Consider the following 17,548-nt stretch of genomic DNA (forward strand, 5'->3'; position numbering starts at 1 on the left):
TGTTTATTCGTAGTGGCCAGCGCGATGAAGATTAGCATTGCGGTGCCCTCCTTCAACTACGGGCGTTATCTCAGGGATTGCCTGTCGAGCATAAGGTCGCAAAGCTATCCGGATTTTGAAGTTTTGATTGCGGATGGCGGATCGAGCGATGAGTCCATGGCTATCATCCGGGAATATTGTGACTTGGACCAACGATTTCGGCTTGTCAGCAGCGAAGACGCAGGGCAAGCAGATGCTGTCGACAAGGCTTTCTGTGAAGCCCAAGGCGACATTCTCTGTTTTTTGAATGCGGATGATGTGTTTTTGTGCGATGACGTGTTTGAGACCATGGTGAAGACATTCACGTCTTACGCCAATGTCTCCATCGTCAGCGCCGAAGGCTACTATCTAGATGCCAAAGGCAAATACATCAAACCGGTGAATTTGCGCTATCACCCGATGGATAACATGGGCTGGATGAAATACCGCACAGCCGTTTTACAGCCGGCCACTTTCTGGCGACGTGAGGTGTATAAACAGATCCCTTTTAACAAAGAATTCCATTACGTTTTTGATGCCCACTTCTTTTACGAGGCCTATCTGAATTTCTCTTGGCTTTCGATTCCAAAGGCTGTGGCGGGTTACCGGTTGCATGAAGAAAACAAATCCGTCACGGTCAGACCGAAAAGGATTTTTGAATTGGCAAAACTGGAGCAGCATAAATTTGGCCGCTTCTCCTTGCGGGCGGGATACCTGTTTTTCATTTACGTCTTGGTCTGGTTAATGTCCAAGATACCCTTGGTCGGCCGGCCTTTTACTCGGGTGATTTATCTGCTGGTCAATTCGCTATCCTTTGTTTGCGCCTACAGATTGCCCGGCATTTAGTCCGATTGATGGCTTATGTCGATCATTGAAACTCCAATCCCTGCTGATCTTGTCGAGAAGAGGAACGCTGCTATCGAGGGCGGCTTGCGCACTAAAAATCAGCTGAGACAACGCACCAAGGGTAAGCCCCTAATCGCGGTGATTACCGTGGCATTCAACGGCGCGGCAACGCTGGAATGCGCCATCCTCAGTGTGCTGCAACAGACCTATGACAATGTCGAGCACATCATCATCGATGGTGGCTCTACCGACGGAACAACGGACATCCTGCGCAAATATGATGACCGCCTGGATTACTGGGTAAGCGAGAAGGATGCCGGCATCTACGATGCGATGAACAAAGGATTGGCGCTGGCCTCAGGGGATGTTGTTGGATTTCTGAATGCGGATGATTTTTATGCCGATGCCTCGGTGCTGGAGCAGGTCGCATCGGCGTTCGGCGACGGCGCAACGGAAGCTTGTTATGCCGACCTGGTTTACGTGCATCCGGTCTCGCTCGGGACGGTCAGATACTGGCGCTCCGAGCCTTTCCGCAGCGGGATGTTTGCTGCCGGCTGGTGTCCGCCTCATCCGACTTTTTATGTGCGCAAAGCGGTCGTGGATCGCTGCGGCGGTTTTGATTTGTCTTTCCGGCTGGCTGCCGATGCGGAATTCATGCTGCGCTATCTTGAGGGTAACCACGTCCGGACGCGGTATGTCCCCGGAGTCTGGGTAAAGATGCGTTTGGGAGGACAAACCAACCAAAGCTGGGCCAATATCGTGCGACAAAACCGGGAAATCATCCGGGCACTGAGAATGCACGGTATCCCAGTCTCATATGTTCGCTTTATCGCGAGCAAACTGCTGAACCGGATCATCCAGTTCGTGAGGGCTAAAACAGGCCCATGAGTATTCCCGCCAAAAGGATTCTGGTCACCGGGGCAAGCGGATTCATTGGCCGGGTCGTGTGTGCGGAGCTGTCCCGCCGTGGATTCGCGGTAACGGGTGCTTCCCGTGATATCGGCAAGCTGGATAGCCGGATTTGCACTGCCGTCCGGATCGGCGCTATCGATGCGGATACTGACTGGTCAGGTGTCCTCGACGGAATGGACTGTGTCGTCCATTTGGCGGCAAGGGCGCATATCCTGCATGAAGATGACACCGATTTTCTTAATGCCTACCGTCATACCAATGTGTGGGGGACGGAGCGGCTAGCCCGTTCGGCGGCGGCGGCGGGTGTAAAGCGCTTGGTCTATGTCAGCTCCATCGGCGTGAATGGTCTTGTCACCCGCGCCGACTTAAGATTTGCGGAAACAGACCCACCCGCACCGCACAACGATTATTCGCTTTCAAAATGGGAGGCCGAGCAGGCGCTGCACCGCATCGCAGCAGAAACTGGACTTGAGGTTGTTATCGTGCGCTCGCCGCTGGTCTATGGTCCGGATGCTCCTGGCAACTTCGAACAGATGATGCGTGTGCTCGCAAAAGGCATCCCGCTACCGCTGGCCTCAGTGAACAATCAGCGCAGCATGATCTATCTGGAGAATCTGGCCGATGCCTTGATCGCCTGTGTCACCCATCCCGCTGCTGCCGGCAAGACCTATCTGGTGCGCGACGGCGAAGATATCTCGACGCCGGAGCTGATCAGGCGACTGGCGCAGGGCATGGGAAGGCCGGCCAGATTGTTGCCGATGCCGGTCGGGTTATTGCGTGGCCTTGGCGCACTGTTCGGGAAAAGCGATGCAGTGACGCGCCTGACCAGTTCGCTACAGATCAATGATGGATTGATCCGCATGGAATTGGGTTGGCAACCGAAGTTCACCCTGCGGCAGGGGATGCAAGCGACATCGGACTGGTACAGAAAGCACCATTGCACCTCGGGTATTGCCTATCTGGAGCAACATCCGGCAGATGATAGTCATGGTGTTTCCGTTGTGATCGTGAATTACAACGCCGGAGAGCTATTGCTGGAATCGGCGGCGCAGGCTTGCCGGCAGGCCGAGCAGGTCATCGTCGTAGACAATGCCTCCGGCGACGGTAGCATTGCGGCATTGCGCAGTGCCCTGCCCATGGTGCGGATCATCGTCAATGATGCAAATCTCGGGTTTGCCGCCGCCTGCAATATCGGCGCAAGGGCGGCAGTCGGGCATCATTTGCTTTTCCTCAACCCCGATTGCGTCCTGGAGCCGGGTGCGTTGGCTGTTCTTGTCAGGGCAGTACAAAGTGCCGAAGACATCGGCATGGTCGGCGGCATGCTTACCAATCAGGATGGTACCGAGCAGGCTGGCGGGCGTCGTGCCGTGCCGACGCCGTGGCGTTCCTTCGTCAGGGCGTTCGGCTTGCGTTCGCTGGCGCAGCGTTATCCCCGGTTGTTCGACGATTTTACCTTGCACAAGCAGCCGCTGCCGGACAGGCCGGTCGAGGTCGAGGCGATTTCCGGCGCCTGCATGCTGGTGCGCCGCGATGCTCTGGAAGAGATCGGGTTGCTGGACGAAGGTTATTTCATGCACTGCGAGGATCTGGACTGGTGCATGAGGTTTCGCCGCAAAGGCTGGAAGATCCTGTTTGTGCCGGATGCGCGCATGGTTCATCACAAGGGGCATTGCAGCAAAGTCAGCCCGGTGTTCGTCGAGTGGAACAAGCACAAGGGCATGCTGCGCTTCTACAACAAGTTTTTCAGGCACCAGTATCCCGGATTGTTGATGATGCTGGTGATGGCTGGCGTGTGGATGCGTTTCCTGGCTGTCACGACCTATCTCATGCTGGATCGAGGATTGCGCGCATTGGGGTTGCGGCGTGACTGATACGGTGGGGGTGCTGGGCGCGACCAGCATGGTCGGCCAAAGTCTGCTGCCGTCGTTGGCCGCCATGGGTTGGAGGGTGCGCGCCTTTTCACGGCGGGCGTGGGAGTCGGGGCGGTTTCCGGTAATGGTGATGAAATTGTTTTCCATACCCTTGCAACAGGCGTTCCGGATATTGCCGGAGAGCATATTCCTTACTGGATATGTCTTGCGCCCATATGGGTGTTGCCGGAGTATTTCGCCCTGCTGGAGACTTGTCAGGCAAAACGGGTCGTTGCCCTGGGTTCCACCAGTGTTTTTACCAAACAGGATTCTCCGGATATCGCCGAACAAGATGTTGCGGACAGGCTGCGCAATGGCGAACAGCGATTGATTGCATGGGCGGAGGCGCGTCAAATCGAATGGGTGATCCTGCGTCCAACGCTGATCTATGGTCTGGGGCGCGATCACAACCTGTGCGAGATTGCGCGGATCATCTCGCGGTTTGGTTTCTTTCCTTTGCTGGGTAAGGCGCAAGGCTTGCGCCAACAGGTTCACGTCGAGGATGTGGCCCATGCCTGCGCGTCAGCACTATCAAGTCCGCAGGCGATCAATCATGCCTACAATCTTTCCGGTGCCGAACAGGTGACTTACCGGGAAATGGTTTCGCAGTATTCGATGCGCTTTGGCAAGTAAGCGCGGTTTGTCGGTGTCCCGATTGCCGCCTTCCGCATGGCGATCGCTTGTATGCGGATGTTGCCGAGGTTCCGCAAATGGTCTGTGGGTATGGCCGAACGGATGAGTAACGATCTGGCCTTCGATCATGCCGAGGCGGCACGCGATCTTGGATTTTCACCGCGCCCATTTCAGCTTGCCAGAACCGACCTGCCTGATTCGCTAACAGTCGGTCCGCACTAAGTCAATATGTCGTTCGGCATATATGAACGGATGCGCGCAGCGAATATAATCCCGTCCCTCGAATATGGGAGAGACGGTCAAAAGCATGATTCTGGTTACAGGTGGAGCAGGTTTCATCGGCTCGAATTTTAGTTCCGGCATAACGCGCATTCGCGCATTAGCCTGCACTGAAATTCGAGCGAAGGGTTTTGTCATACGGGAAGCGGTCTTATGATCCTGGTTACAGGTGGAGCAGGTTTTATCGGCTCCGAAAATTTTGTGCTGGACTGGTTCTCGCAGAACGACGAAGGGCATCGTCAATCCTGATTACAGGTGGAGCAGGTTTTACGCCTGGGACTTCGCGCAGAACGACGAGGGCAGTCTCTGGATAAGCTGACTTACGCCGGGAATCTGGAGCCCCCCAACCGGACGATGCGCGTCATGTCTTTGTGCAGGGCGATATCGGTGACGCAGGACTGATCGGAGGACTGTTGTCCCAATATCGACCTCGCGCCATTATCAACTTTGCTGCGGAAAGCCATGTGGATCGCTCCATCCTCGGCCCGGAAGATTTCATACAAACCAACGTCGTCGGCACCTTCCATCTGCTCGAGGCAGTTCGCGCCTACTGGCAAGGCCTCCCCTCGCCCGCAGGCGGGAGAGGGGTTGGGGGAGAGGGTGTCACGCAAGAGACCTTCCGATTCCTGCATGTGTCCACCGATGAAGTGTATGGTTCGCTAACCAAGGACGAGCCGGCTTTCAGCGAGACGCGCCGCTACGAACCGAACAGCCCTTATTCCGCCAGCAAGGCGGCCAGCGACCATCTGGTGCGCGCCTACCACCATACCTATGGCCTGCCGGTACTGACCACCAACTGTTCCAACAACTACGGGCCGTACCATTTCCCGGAGAAACTCATTCCGCTGATGATCGTCAATGCACTCGCGGGCAAACCCTTGCCGATATATGGCGACGGTCAGCAGATTCGCGACTGGCTGTATGTAAAGGATCATTGCAGCGCGATCCGCCGCGTGCTGGAAGCGGGCAAGGTCGGGGAGGTTTACAACGTCGGTGGCTGGAACGAGAAAGCCAACCTTGAGATCGTCCATACCATATGCGACATTCTGGACGAGTTGCGACCTTTGAGGCTGGAAAGTGGGGAGTTGGAAGTGGGAAGTGGGAAAGACGCTGCTCCTAGCCCCTCGCTGCGCGCTCCCCACTCCCCACTCCCCACTCCCCACTCCCCATCTGCCACTTACCGTTCTTTAATCGCCTTCGTTGCCGACCGCCCCGGTCATGACCGCCGCTACGCGATCGATGCGCACAAGATCGAGCGCGAACTCGGCTGGAAGCCGGCCGAGACTTTCAGGACCGGCATCCGGAAAACAGTGCAGTGGTATCTGGACAATCAGGCATGGGTAGACAACGTGCAGTCAGGGGCTTATCGGCAGTGGGTCGAAAAAAACTACGCAGAGAGAACTTGATGGAAGTCAGTAGATATTCCTGCAACGTCATTCCCGCGCAGGCGGGAATCCAGCGGTTTTATAAAATAGGCTTTGACGTTTTGTACCCGGGTTGCGTATGCCTTCTTTGTGACTGGATTCCCGCCTGCGCGGGAATGACAAATTCCTTAAAGGCTTGCTGATGAAAATCCTCTTGCTCGGCAAGAACGGCCAGGTTGGATGGGAGCTGCAACGCAGCCTTGCGCCGCTGGGCGAGCTGGTCGCGCTGGATCGCAACAGCAGGGAGCACTGCGGCGATCTGGCAGACCTTGGGGGACTTGCAGATACGGTACGCGCCGTTGCACCGGACGTGATCGTCAATGCCGCTGCCTATACCGCGGTGGATAAGGCCGAGAGCGAAGCGGATCTGGCGCGCACGATCAATGCGCGCGCCCCCGGTGTGCTGGCGGAGGAAGCCGGGCGCAGCGATGCATGGCTGGTTCATTATTCAACCGACTATGTGTTCGATGGCGGCGGGGACAAGCCCTGGACAGAAAGCGATGCCGCCGGCCCGCTCAATGTATATGGTGCGACCAAGCTGGAAGGCGAGCAGATGATCCGGCAATCCGGCTGCAAACATCTCATCTTCCGCACCAGTTGGGTGTATGGCGCGCGCGGTGGCAATTTCGCGAAGACCATGCTGAAACTGGCACAGGAACGCGACAGCCTCAGTGTCATCGACGACCAGTTCGGCGCGCCTACCGGCGCGGACCTGCTGGCGGATGTCACCGCGCACGCGATCCGCATCGCGCAACAGGAAGCCGGGGTGGCGGGCATGTATCATCTGGCCGCTTCAGGCGAGACTTCGTGGCACGGCTACGCAAGCTTCGTTCTAGATTTTGCCCGCCAAGCGGGAATTGCGCTCAAGGTGGCTCCGGAAGCGGTCAAGGCGGTTCCGACCAGCGCGTTCCCGACGCCCGCAACGCGTCCGCATAACTCGCGGCTGGATTGTGATAAGTTGCGCAAGACATTCGATCTGAGCCTGCCGTGCTGGCAGGCCGGAGTCGAGCGCATGCTCACTGAAATTCTGGATAGTGGGAAGTAGGGGGAGTGGGGAGTGGGGAGTGGGGAGTGGGGAGTGGGGAGTGGGGAGTGGGGAGTGGGGGTGGGGGGGGGAGTGGGGGGGGGGGAGGGGGGAGTGGGGAGTGGGGAGTGGGGAGTGGGGAGGGGGGAGTGGGGAGTGGGGAGTAAATGGGAAAACCGCACGAACAATTAGATGCATGGAAGTTTGCGATGCAGTTGGTTAAAGCGGTGTATCAACTCACGGCAGATTTTCCGGTAGAGGAACGTTATGGACTCGCACAACAAATGAGACGCGCAGCAGTATCAATACCCAGCAATATCGCCGAAGGAGCCGGACGAAACGGCGCAAAAGAATATTTGCACTTCATCGGTATTTCACGCGGCTCACTAGCCGAGCTGGAAACGCAACTTCAATTGGCAGTAATGCTTGATTTTGTTGCGTCCGAACACACCGCATTTGACCTGGCCGATCGTACCGGGAAATTATTGACTGGCCTGCACAAAAAATGGAGCACCCAATGACCCACTCCCCACTCCCCACTCCCCACTCCCCACTTCCCACTTCCCACTCCCCACTTACCAGAAAAGGCATCATTCTGGCCGGGGGGTCGGGGACGCGCCTGCACCCGGTCACGCTGGCAGTCTCCAAACAGCTTTTGCCGATCTATGACAAGCCGATGATCTACTATCCGCTGTCCACCCTGATGCTGGCCGGGATACGCGACATCCTGATTATCTCGACGCCGCAGGATACGCCGCGCTTCGAACAACTGCTGGGTGACGGCAGTGCGTGGGGGTTGAACCTGCAATATGCCGTGCAGCCATCCCCGGACGGACTGGCGCAGGCCTTCATCATCGGACGCGATTTCATCGGTGGCGACCCCTCCGCGCTGGTGCTCGGGGACAACATCTTTTACGGCCATTCTTTCTATCGGCAGTTGAACAAGGCAGCACAGCGTGAAGCTGGCGCAACGGTATTCGCCTATCATGTGCGCAATCCGGAGCATTATGGAGTGGTGGAGTTCGATGCGAACGGTCAGGCCGTTTCGCTGGAAGAGAAACCGGCGCAACCCAAATCCAGTTACGCCGTCACCGGGCTGTATTTCTACGATAACTCGGTGCTGGATATCGCCGCGAACCTCAGACCTTCCAAGCGCGGCGAACTGGAGATCACCGATATCAATCGCACCTACCTCGAACATGGCAAGCTGTCGGTCGAGATCATGGGGCGCGGCTACGCCTGGTTGGATACCGGCACACATGAATCCATGCTGGACGCCAGCCAGTTCGTGCAGACCATCGAGCAGCGCCAGGGGCAGAAGATCGCCTGTCCGGAGGAGATCGCCTTTCGCCAGGGATTCATCGATGCCGCACAACTGGAAAAACTGGCAACGCCCCTGCTGAAGAGCGGCTACGGTGATTATCTGATGCAGGTAATCAAGGAAAAGGGACATCCGCATTGAAAGCGATTCCGACCTCTCTTCCCGATGTGCTGGTCATCGAACCGAAAGTATTCGGCGATGATCGCGGGTTTTTCTTCGAGAGTTTCAACAGGCGCAAATTCACCGAGTTGATCGGGCGCGAGGTGGACTTCGTGCAGGACAATCATTCGCGTTCGGTCAGGAACGTTCTGCGCGGGTTGCATTACCAGATACAACACCCGCAGGCGAAACTGGTGCGTGCAGTGCAGGGCGCCGTACTGGATGTGGTGGTGGACATCCGCAAGAGTTCGCCGACCTTCGGGCGGCATGTTGCGGTAGAGCTTTCTGCCGGGAACAAACGCATGCTCTGGGTCCCCGAGGGTTTTGCGCACGGCTTTCTCGTATTGTCGGATGCGGCAGAGTTCTTGTACAAGACCACGGATTACTGGTTTCCGGAACATGAGCGCTGTATCCGCTGGGATGATCCGATGTTGTCGATAAGTTGGGGGTTGCAAACTGTGCCAACACTGTCTGCAAAGGATGCCACTGGGGCACTGTTTATCGAAGCGGAGCTATTTGATTGATGGATATTAGGCAAGTTGCCGATCTGGTTTTCTACAAAGCTTATGCTGACCTGAGGGCCGAGGCTGCACGCTCCTATCTCGGATTGCTGTGGTGGGTCATTGAGCCGATTTTATATTTGAGTGCATTTTATGTGCTCTTTGTTATGGTATTTCAGCGTGGGGGGCCGGATTTCGTACCGGCACTTCTCTGCGGTACCGTCGTGTGGAAGTGGTTCGCAAGTGGATTGAATGGGGGTGGCAACTCGATCAGTTCCCATGGCGGCTTGCTGCAGCAAGTCTATGTGCCGAAATATGTCTTCCCAGTGATCGCGATGCTGGGAAGCACGGCGCGCTTCATCCCGGTATTCTCGCTCTATGCGATCTTCCTGATTTTATATGGCTTTCCGGTGCAATATACATGGCTGGGCGTCTTGCCGGTGATGCTGGTTCAGTTTTGTTTGGTTTTGTCGTTGTCCATGCTGGTTGGGGCGATCACTCCATTCTTGCCGGATATTAGGATCGCAATCGACAATGGCCTGATGTTGTTGTTCTTCATCTCCGGTGTGTTTTTCAACATCAACGAAGTCCATGAGCCGCTGAGAAGTTATCTCCTGCTCAACCCGATGGCCGGGCTGATCGACGAATATCGCAATGTCATGATGCGCGGCATCTGGCCGGACACCGGGCGTCTTGCCGTCATATTGGCCTCTTCCATCGCGCTGGGCACACTGGCGCTGGCGTTGCTCAAGCAAATGGATCACAAGTACGGAAAGGTGCGATTCTGATGTCCGCGCATGAAATACTGATCGGCCTGCAGAACGTCAGTGTCTCCTATCCGGTAAGGGCAGGTTTCCTCAAGTGGTCGAAATATACGCCGCTCAGCGACATTTCGTTTGACCTGCACCGCGGCGAAACCATCGGTATCATCGGCCGCAACGGTGCAGGGAAAAGCACATTGCTGCGCATGATTGCCGGCATCATCGAACCGGACGGCGGGCGTATCGTCAATCATGGTGCGCGCGTGTCCCTGCTTGCCTTGGGTGTGGGGTTCGTCCCGCACTTGAGCGGCAGGGAGAATGCCATGCTGAGCGGCATGCTGCTCGGACTGCACAAAAGGGCAATTGCCGAGAGGATGGATGCCATTATCGAGTTTTCCGGGTTGGAGCGCTTCATTGATCAGCCGCTGCAAACTTATTCATCAGGCATGAAGGCCAGACTTGGTTTCTCGGTCTCTATCCAGATAGATCCGGATGTACTGCTCATCGATGAGGTGCTTGGTGTGGGAGACGAGGAGTTTCGCGCCAAATCGACCGCAGAAATGAAACGGCGAATCAAGTCGGATAAAACTGTGGTACTGGTGTCACACAATTTACCTACCATGAGGGAGATGTGTGATCGTATTGTATGGATAGAGAACGGAATGGTTCAGTTTGTGGGCGATACGACACAAGCGCTATCGATTTATATCTCCGCAGCGCAGAAATGAAGATGTGCTATCTCAAATCTAGATGCAATCTGCAAGAAGCCCTGGAGAGCAATGATGAGCTAAGAGATGAGTTGCGGCGTATCAGGTTGGCGCTGGGTGAGGAGGAGCACGATCGGCATGTGCTTGCTTACTATGCTTCGTGGGGGGGGTGTTTGAAGTTGAAGCGGGATGCGGGCCAGAATGGATGCGAGGATGGCCATCAAAGTAATTACGCGGGAGGATGGTGGCCAATCGGAAGGGGGGGCGGGATACAGCAGGCGAAAAGAATCAAGAAGATACATCCGGAGCCGGGAGCGAGAGATGTAATTTCCAGTTTGAGGAAATCTTGGGCAGGCCAGATGTATATGAATCGCCTGAAAAGATATGCCGTCGTGCGTCGCTTGGCTAGCTTGGGATGGCGTCATTTCTATCCTTCCTATGCAAAGTTTGCTGCAATTCTTTGCAATAAAAAAGCGAGAAGATGGGTCAATGTCATCAAGCTGGCGGATTTTGCAAAGAGGAAAAGTTCGTCTAGCTGGCATCTGCTCGACGCCGAGCAGGTCGAAATATCTGAACCCCCGGTTTATCCTTCAGCCTGTCGCGATATTTTGGGGTCGTTTGTAGACCAATATACATTCCCGCGACTTTTTATTGCGGGCATGGATAATGTGGGAATTTCCGGCGGCACAAACCTGGTTCTGTTGGACGGGGCGGTGTTATGCCACGACCTGTACGATTTTACGCATGACTATACCTCGGAGGAACTTCACGGACGCGCAGCGCATGATCCGGGCAACAGACGCGTCCGCTGGTTATTGCATGATGCGGCTCCGAAGAAGGTGCCTGCATGTGCGACATTCGTAGATGCATGCGCGGTCAACTATGCACATTGGCTGACGGAAGTATTGCCGCGCATAGCGCTGTTTTGCATGGACGAGCGCTTTAAAGATATCCCCATCGTGGTGAATGATGGCTTGCATGAGAACATCATGGAGTCCCTGTTTGTCGTCAAGGCCGACGATCGCGAAGTCATCACGCTTCCAATCGGACGGGTGCTGGAAGTGGATGAGCTTTATGTCACCTCGGCCACCGGGTACGTGCCATTCGAGCCACGGAAGGGAGGGGGGGCTCGAATGCGACGTGGAGAGTTCAGCCCGTATGCTTTGAGTGCGCTTCGCAAGCGTATCCACTCCCTGTTATTGGAAGAAAGCGAGGGGATTTGGCCCGAGAAAATATATCTGCGCCGTAACGCTCAGGCGAGAAGGGTGACCAACGCCGCAGATCTGGAAAACCTGGTGGTTTCGCGCGACTTTGTGATAATTGAGCCGGAAAAGCTGACCTTCCGAATGCAGGCCCAGCTTTTCATGCATGCCAAGGTGGTGGTGGGGGCGACAGGAGCTGCATTTGTGAATACGCTTTTCTGTCAGCCGGGGGCCAAAGTTGCCATTCTCGTGGCCCAGCACAAAGAACTGGCATATGAGTATTGGGTAAACATGCTGATGCCGATAGGCGTCGACGTGAGCTATATCTTGGGCAAGAGCCATGAAAACGAGATTCATAGTGATTTCGAAATCGATTTGGCGCATTTGACCGAGTTCCTCGATGATCTGGACGAGGGAAAAAGGGAAGAAGTGAGTAAGAGGGCTTGAGTGGATTTTTCGAGTTATAAGGCACAAGAAGCGCTCTTTGTGGCGCGTCCGTCGAGGTTGTCGTTACAGCTACTGGGCGAGCTTGGGGGCGAGATGCGCATGATCGCTATCAATGTCTGGCGCAATCATGCGTTCGAGCCCGTTGTTGCATTGGCCCGTGCCTATCAGGCTTATGGTCGCTATTCGGTGGATTATCGTATCGGCGAATACGACGATACCTTGATGTTCGGTAGCCACCAGCCCGCGGACATGGAGTTGTTGTGGATCGATAGCAGTCGTTACCTGGAGAACATCTCGTTTGAAGACTGGCTGGCTTGGTTAAGTCTGCGGGTACGGTCGCTGCGGAATATCAGCAATTCACCGGTCATTGTCGCGACCTGGCTTGGGCATGCTTCGCAGTCCGAACAGTTGCGGGCGATGCTGGAGCAAGTTCCGGCGGTTTTCTTTGCCGATATGCAGGAGGTTTGCAACGAAGCTGGGGTGAATTTGCTCGACCTTCGTACGGCGGCGATGGCGGGCACGCCGATCAGCAATCCCGCGCAGCCACTGCTTGCGCGCAAACTTGCGTGCCACTGGGTGCCGGCAGCAACTTTCCCGCCAATCAAAGTGGTTGCGCTTGATCTTGATAATACCCTGCATGCCGGAATACTCGGCGAGGACGGGATCCCCGGGGTGCAGCTGACCCCGGCACACCAAACCTTGCAGCTGTTCATAAAGAGTTTGCAGCAACGCGGAATCTTCATCGCACTGGTGTCGCGTAATGAGCGAGAGGATGTCGAAGCACTATTCTCGGAACGCGACGATTATCCTTTGCGATGGAACGATTTCTCGGCTGTCGAAGTGTCGTGGGGCGACAAGGCCACGGCGCTGGCCAACATCGCAAAGGCATTGCGCATAGCTCCGGATGCGATCCTGTTCGTCGATGACAATCCCGGGGAATTGGCCAGTGTGGTCGCCCAGCTTCCCGGAATACATACGGTCTATGCGACTCCCGATGCCATGCAGACGCAACGGGTGGTCGAACATTATCCCGGGTTGTGGCGCTGGAAGGTCGAGGCCGACGATGCCAGGCGCGTAAAGGATATGAAGGCGAATGCGGAAAGGGACGAGCTCCTGAAGGAAGCGATGGATCCGACGGACTACTTCCGCAGCCTGCAGACGGAGTTGGTCTTCCGGTATGATCCGATCGATCAACTGGGCCGTTTGGCTGATTTGTGCAACAAGACCAACCAGTTCAACCTGGCGATGCGGCGCTTTAATCAGGCAGAACTCGCCGACCGGATGGCCCGCCACGATGCCTGTGTCGTCAGTGTCCGGATGAGCGACCGTCTTTCTGACAGCGGAGTGATTGCAGTGATCGTCGCCGAGCGTCAGGACGGGCGGTTGATGATCGAGGAGTTATGCATCAGTTGCAGGGCGATGGGCAGGCAACTCGAAGATACGCTGATCCTGGAGGCGCTTCGTGGCATGCCTGTTTTGAGCGGCTGCACTGATATCGTCTTCTGCGCCCGGGTTGGCCCAAGGAACCAACCGGCCTTCGCATGGCTGTCGAGAATGCTTGATAATGACAAGATTATCGAAGACGGGTTTTATCCAGTTCCTGTCGTGCGACTGAGCAATTTCGCCTCGCCGGAGGGGATTTCACTGATCTAAGGAATAAATCAAGATATGGATCGCATGCAAATTGAACAAACCGTACTGTCGGTGCTGAGGGTTGTGCTGAAGCAGCCGTTCGACAATGGCGCCGATATTACCCGTCAGAATACACCCGGCTGGGATTCGCTCAAGCATATTGAGATCATGTTTGCTTTGGAAGACGAGCTGGATGTCGCATTCTCCGAGGAGGAGCTGGCCAAGCTTGATGGCGTGCAGAAGATCATCGAGGCGGTGCGGCTGAAAAATGCGGCATGACATAAGCATAGAAGGCAGCATCTTCCGTTTGCGCCCTATCGCTGACGCAGATGCCTCCTTGGTCGTCGAGCTGAGAAACAATTCCGAACTGAACCGTTTCCTGCATGCCAGCTCCGACAAGGTCGAAGACCAGCTTGCCTGGTTGGCGAAGTATTATCAGCGCGAAGGCGATTATTATTTTGTGATCGAGCGCTGCTCGGATGGCGCCCGGGAAGGCGTCATCGCCTTGTATGACATCGATCCGAACAAAAGCGCCGGGGAGTGGGGGCGGTGGATTCTCAAGCCGGGATCGCTGGCGGCCGTAGAAAGCGCATTCCTGATCTACAGGGTCGCGTTCGATCTGCTGGGCCTGGAAGGCGCCTATTGCCGGACGGTTGCGGATAATTCCAAGGTCGTATCGTTCCATGACTCCTGCGGAATATCCGATCGCAAATTGCTTCCGGGTCATTTTGAACTGGAGAGTGGCAGCCATGATGCGATCGAGCATCGTGTTGACCGTTCAAGCTGGGACGGCCTCAGGCCCAGGCTCGAGAATCTGGTCCGATTGACTGCGAAGAGGATGAGCCGTGCTTGACCAGGTGCAGTTGCCGGAAGGCTACGAGTTCCATCATATCGGGTATGCGACTGCATCCATTGCGCGTGAGCAGAGCATGTTCATGTTCCTTGGATACCGGATCGAGGGAGAGGTGTTTGCGGATGAGCGGCAGGGCGTGGCAGGGTGTTTCATGGTCGGGCCCGGGCCTCGCATCGAGTTGCTGGAGAACCTGCCGGGTGCCAATACGCTCACGCCTTGGCTCAATGGCGGGGCCAGAATGTACCATCTGGCCTATTGGGTCGATCGCCTCGATGAGGCCCTCGAATGGGCCGGAAGCCAGAGGGCGCGGGTCGTGGTTCAGCCGGTGCCGGCCCCCGCTTTCGGCGGGCGGCGCATTGCCTTTGTGATGTTCCGTAACGGACTGATGCTGGAGTTCATCCAGAGAGAATTGGAATAGCGTGGCGACACGATATTCATTGGGCAGTAGCGCTATAAGCGAAGGGGAGTTAAATGAGTCACGATGAGAAGAACCATTTGGAGCGCATATCCAATATGTCGCTGTATGCCGCAGGCGCCAATTCCGCGACAATCAAGTATTCGTTCAAGATTGCGGAACGCTATTTGGTCGGAGACAGCCTGCTGGAGATGGGGCCCGCGGAAGGCGTGATGACAGAGTTGCTGGCTACAACCGGCAAGAAGATGACCGTGGTGGAGGGTTCCGGCTTGTTCTGCGAGGATCTGCGCAAGCGCTTTCCGCAGGCTGACGTGGTGCATGCGTTGTTCGAGGAATTCCAGCCTTCGGAGCATTTCGACAATATCATACTCGGCCACGTGCTCGAGCATGTGCAGGATCCGGTTGACATCTTGGCGCGCGCGAAGCAATGGCTGAAGCCCGGCACGGGCAGGCTGTTTGCGGCGGTTCCCAACGCACGCTCCTTGCATCGTCAGGCTGCCGTCCTCATGGGGATGCTGCCGCAGGAGGATGCGCTCAACGAGATGGACATCCATCATGGGCATCGCCGTGTGTTCAATCCCGAATCCTTCCGCAATGCCTTCTATCAGGCCGGCCTGCAGGTGGAGATCTTCGGCGGCTACTGGATGAAGCCGGTGTCGAACAAACAGATCGAGGACAACTGGTCCGCAGAGATGCTGGAGGCATTCATGCAGCTGGGTGAGAGATATCCGGATATCGCGGGCGAAATATACGTTGTCGCCAGAAACGGCGGTTCCGTCTGAACCTGAGGGAGCCATTCCCGGCGATCCAGGTCGACACCGGGTGGTCCGGAACCATTGGATTGCGCTGCAAGCAGCGACGAACACTGAAGATGGAAAGACTGTATGCCAATTAGTGACTGCAAACTTGTCGACTTGCCGAAGATAACTGACCCGCGCGGCAACCTTTCCTTCATAGAAGGCGGAAAACACGTGCCCTTCGATATCCGGCGTGTATATTATCTCTATGACGTGCCGGGGGGCGCGGATCGGGGGTCGCATGCGCACAAGAAGCTGCACCAGTTCATCGTGGCGATGTCGGGAAGCTTCGATGTGGTGCTGGACGACGGGAAAGAGCAAAGACGCTTCCATCTGAACCGGTCTCACTATGGCCTGTTGGTCTGCCCGATGATGTGGCGTTACCTGGACAACTTCTCGTCCGGTGCGGTCTGCATGGTCCTGGCGTCCGACTACTACGATGAGAACGATTACCACCGCAACTATGACGATTTCATCGCCGATGTTAATGGGGTCAGGTAAATGAGAAGCGTCCCCTTTCTTGACCTGGCACACTTGCATCGATCGATCCGCGAGTCGCTGGATGCCGCATACCGTCGGGTGGCCGATTCCGGCTGGTTCATCATGGGGCCAGAGCTGGAGACGTTCGAGTCCGAATTCGCGCAGTATTGCGGGGTGCAGCACTGTGTCGGCGTCGGCAACGGGCTCGAAGCATTGCATTTGCTGTTGCGCGCCTACGGCATCGGGCCGGGAGACGAGGTCATCGTGCCCTCGAACACCTTCATCGCGACATGGCTGGCAGTCACGGAGTGCGGAGCAACCCCTGTCCCTGTCGAACCGGACGTTGTGACCCACAATATCGATCCAGCGCGGATTGCCGGGGCCATCACCTCAAGGACCCGGGCGATTATGCCTGTCCATCTGTACGGACAGGTCGCCGACATGGATCCGATCAACGCCCTCGCGGCGAAACATGGCCTGGTGGTTATCGAGGATGCCGCCCAGGCCCAGGGTGCGCGTTACAAGGGCCGGAGGGCGGGCTCTCTGGGGCATGCCGCGGCAACCAGCTTCTACCCCGGCAAGAATCTCGGGGCGCTCGGCGACGGCGGGGCGGTGCTTACCAACGACGATGCGATCGCCGCCAAGGTCCGGCAGTTGCGGAACTACGGCTCGACCGTGAAATATCAGCATGACATCCTTGGCAATAACAGCCGCCTCGACGAAATGCAGGCCGCTTTCCTGCGCGCCAAGCTTGCCGTGCTGGATCAATGGAACGAGCGCCGAAGGGAAGTGGCCTCGCAATATACGAACCTGCTGGCACAGGCCGGCGTCGTCTTGCCCCATCTGCCCGATCATGCTGAGCCGGTCTGGCATCTCTATGTCATACGCAGTGAACGAAGGGATGAGTTGAAGGCGCATCTGGAGCGCAATGGGATATCGACCGTCATCCACTATCCCATTCCCCCGCATCGGCAAGAGTGCTATCGGCAATACCGCGACAGCGACCTGCCGATTGCGGAACGGCTGGCAGGCGAGGTGCTGAGCCTGCCCATGTCGCCCGCACTGGAAAATGCGGATGTCGAGCATGTCGCCGCCATGATCGGGCGCTTCTGATGACTGCCGGGCGCGGGGTTGCTTGAGTGCTCGGACTCTTGATGCTCCGAGACAAGGATGCCGGTTCGTATTTCGGCATATTTAGAAGCCATGCCAAAGGTAATGATCAGGGCGA

17 protein-coding genes and 3 pseudogenes are annotated in these 17,548 nt (G+C 56.4%); all 20 read left to right on the top strand.

Features of this window, described 5'->3' with window-relative positions; all coding sequences use genetic code 11:
- The first annotated feature begins 24 nt into the window (after positions 1-24).
- The 20 genes and pseudogenes from IPM27_11595 to IPM27_11690 all read left to right on the top strand — a co-directional run bounded on the left by IPM27_11595 (position 25) and on the right by IPM27_11690 (position 17,433).
- Positions 25-864, top strand: coding sequence for a glycosyltransferase (locus IPM27_11595; protein MBK9162170.1), 840 nt, complete (start codon positions 25-27; stop codon positions 862-864).
- Positions 865-879: 15 nt separating this feature from the next.
- On the top strand, positions 880-1,752 hold the full coding sequence (locus IPM27_11600) for a glycosyltransferase (GenBank protein ID MBK9162171.1): 873 nt from the start codon (positions 880-882) through the stop codon (positions 1,750-1,752).
- A pseudogene (locus IPM27_11605) lies at positions 1,749-2,693 on the top strand (NAD-dependent epimerase/dehydratase family protein). The gene IPM27_11600 and the pseudogene IPM27_11605 overlap by 4 nt, the downstream one beginning before the upstream one ends.
- Positions 2,679-3,647: a glycosyltransferase family 2 protein gene (locus IPM27_11610; protein MBK9162172.1), complete on the top strand. Its 969-nt coding sequence runs from the start codon at positions 2,679-2,681 to the stop codon at positions 3,645-3,647. The pseudogene IPM27_11605 and the gene IPM27_11610 overlap by 15 nt, the downstream one beginning before the upstream one ends.
- Positions 3,648-3,675: 28 nt before the next feature.
- Positions 3,676-4,541: pseudogene (locus IPM27_11615) on the top strand (NAD(P)-dependent oxidoreductase).
- A gap of 312 nt (positions 4,542-4,853) precedes the next feature.
- Positions 4,854-6,004: pseudogene (gene rfbB / locus IPM27_11620) on the top strand (dTDP-glucose 4,6-dehydratase).
- 160 nt (positions 6,005-6,164) lie between these two features.
- On the top strand, positions 6,165-7,067 hold the full coding sequence (gene rfbD / locus IPM27_11625; GenBank protein MBK9162173.1) for a dTDP-4-dehydrorhamnose reductase: 903 nt from the start codon (positions 6,165-6,167) through the stop codon (positions 7,065-7,067).
- A 146-nt stretch (positions 7,068-7,213) separates the two neighbouring features.
- Positions 7,214-7,567 (top strand): four helix bundle protein, encoded by a 354-nt coding sequence (locus IPM27_11630; GenBank protein ID MBK9162174.1) that lies wholly within the window; start codon positions 7,214-7,216, stop codon positions 7,565-7,567.
- Positions 7,564-8,508 (top strand): glucose-1-phosphate thymidylyltransferase RfbA, encoded by a 945-nt coding sequence (gene rfbA, locus IPM27_11635; protein MBK9162175.1) that lies wholly within the window; start codon positions 7,564-7,566, stop codon positions 8,506-8,508. Before IPM27_11630 ends, rfbA begins: the two co-directional genes overlap by 4 nt.
- Positions 8,505-9,050: a dTDP-4-dehydrorhamnose 3,5-epimerase gene (gene rfbC / locus IPM27_11640; protein MBK9162176.1), complete on the top strand. Its 546-nt coding sequence runs from the start codon at positions 8,505-8,507 to the stop codon at positions 9,048-9,050. Before rfbA ends, rfbC begins: the two co-directional genes overlap by 4 nt.
- Positions 9,050-9,814, top strand: a complete 765-nt coding sequence (locus IPM27_11645) for an ABC transporter permease (GenBank protein MBK9162177.1) — start codon at positions 9,050-9,052, stop codon at positions 9,812-9,814. Before rfbC ends, IPM27_11645 begins: the two co-directional genes overlap by 1 nt.
- The gene (locus IPM27_11650; protein ID MBK9162178.1) at positions 9,814-10,515 is read left to right on the top strand and encodes an ABC transporter ATP-binding protein; all 702 of its coding nucleotides are present in this window, start codon (positions 9,814-9,816) and stop codon (positions 10,513-10,515) included. Before IPM27_11645 ends, IPM27_11650 begins: the two co-directional genes overlap by 1 nt.
- 344 nt (positions 10,516-10,859) lie before the next feature.
- Positions 10,860-12,143 (top strand): glycosyltransferase family 61 protein, encoded by a 1,284-nt coding sequence (locus IPM27_11655; GenBank protein MBK9162179.1) that lies wholly within the window; start codon positions 10,860-10,862, stop codon positions 12,141-12,143.
- Between the two features lie 93 nt (positions 12,144-12,236).
- Positions 12,237-13,796, top strand: a complete 1,560-nt coding sequence (locus tag IPM27_11660) for an HAD-IIIC family phosphatase (GenBank protein ID MBK9162180.1) — start codon at positions 12,237-12,239, stop codon at positions 13,794-13,796.
- Between the two features lie 15 nt (positions 13,797-13,811).
- Positions 13,812-14,054 (top strand): acyl carrier protein, encoded by a 243-nt coding sequence (locus IPM27_11665; protein MBK9162181.1) that lies wholly within the window; start codon positions 13,812-13,814, stop codon positions 14,052-14,054.
- On the top strand, positions 14,044-14,628 hold the full coding sequence (locus IPM27_11670; GenBank protein MBK9162182.1) for a GNAT family N-acetyltransferase: 585 nt from the start codon (positions 14,044-14,046) through the stop codon (positions 14,626-14,628). The genes IPM27_11665 and IPM27_11670 overlap by 11 nt, the downstream gene beginning before the upstream one ends.
- Before the next feature lie 10 nt (positions 14,629-14,638).
- Positions 14,639-15,046, top strand: coding sequence for a VOC family protein (locus IPM27_11675; GenBank protein ID MBK9162183.1), 408 nt, complete (start codon positions 14,639-14,641; stop codon positions 15,044-15,046).
- A gap of 53 nt (positions 15,047-15,099) precedes the next feature.
- The gene (locus tag IPM27_11680; protein ID MBK9162184.1) at positions 15,100-15,825 is read left to right on the top strand and encodes a class I SAM-dependent methyltransferase; all 726 of its coding nucleotides are present in this window, start codon (positions 15,100-15,102) and stop codon (positions 15,823-15,825) included.
- A gap of 102 nt (positions 15,826-15,927) precedes the next feature.
- Positions 15,928-16,341 carry a WxcM-like domain-containing protein gene (locus IPM27_11685; protein ID MBK9162185.1) on the top strand — a complete coding sequence of 138 codons (414 nt, stop codon included), beginning with the start codon at positions 15,928-15,930 and terminating at the stop codon, positions 16,339-16,341.
- On the top strand, positions 16,342-17,433 hold the full coding sequence (locus IPM27_11690; GenBank protein MBK9162186.1) for a DegT/DnrJ/EryC1/StrS family aminotransferase: 1,092 nt from the start codon (positions 16,342-16,344) through the stop codon (positions 17,431-17,433).
- Positions 17,434-17,548 lie beyond the last annotated feature (115 nt).

Source organism: Nitrosomonadales bacterium (assembly GCA_016716325.1).
In the GTDB taxonomy this organism is placed as follows: Bacteria; Pseudomonadota; Gammaproteobacteria; order Burkholderiales; family Gallionellaceae; genus Gallionella.

Coding starts and splice junctions, on each gene's coding strand:
- IPM27_11595 (MBK9162170.1), top strand. CDS start 25: ATGAAGATTAGCATTGCGGTGCCCTCCTTCAACTACGGGCGTTATCTC.
- IPM27_11600 (MBK9162171.1), top strand. CDS start 880: ATGTCGATCATTGAAACTCCAATCCCTGCTGATCTTGTCGAGAAGAGG.
- IPM27_11610 (MBK9162172.1), top strand. CDS start 2,679: ATGCAAGCGACATCGGACTGGTACAGAAAGCACCATTGCACCTCGGGT.
- rfbD (MBK9162173.1), top strand. CDS start 6,165: ATGAAAATCCTCTTGCTCGGCAAGAACGGCCAGGTTGGATGGGAGCTG.
- IPM27_11630 (MBK9162174.1), top strand. CDS start 7,214: ATGGGAAAACCGCACGAACAATTAGATGCATGGAAGTTTGCGATGCAG.
- rfbA (MBK9162175.1), top strand. CDS start 7,564: ATGACCCACTCCCCACTCCCCACTCCCCACTCCCCACTTCCCACTTCC.
- IPM27_11645 (MBK9162177.1), top strand. CDS start 9,050: ATGGATATTAGGCAAGTTGCCGATCTGGTTTTCTACAAAGCTTATGCT.
- IPM27_11650 (MBK9162178.1), top strand. CDS start 9,814: ATGTCCGCGCATGAAATACTGATCGGCCTGCAGAACGTCAGTGTCTCC.
- IPM27_11655 (MBK9162179.1), top strand. CDS start 10,860: ATGAATCGCCTGAAAAGATATGCCGTCGTGCGTCGCTTGGCTAGCTTG.
- IPM27_11660 (MBK9162180.1), top strand. CDS start 12,237: ATGCGCATGATCGCTATCAATGTCTGGCGCAATCATGCGTTCGAGCCC.
- IPM27_11665 (MBK9162181.1), top strand. CDS start 13,812: ATGGATCGCATGCAAATTGAACAAACCGTACTGTCGGTGCTGAGGGTT.
- IPM27_11670 (MBK9162182.1), top strand. CDS start 14,044: ATGCGGCATGACATAAGCATAGAAGGCAGCATCTTCCGTTTGCGCCCT.
- IPM27_11680 (MBK9162184.1), top strand. CDS start 15,100: ATGAGTCACGATGAGAAGAACCATTTGGAGCGCATATCCAATATGTCG.
- IPM27_11685 (MBK9162185.1), top strand. CDS start 15,928: ATGCCAATTAGTGACTGCAAACTTGTCGACTTGCCGAAGATAACTGAC.
- IPM27_11690 (MBK9162186.1), top strand. CDS start 16,342: ATGAGAAGCGTCCCCTTTCTTGACCTGGCACACTTGCATCGATCGATC.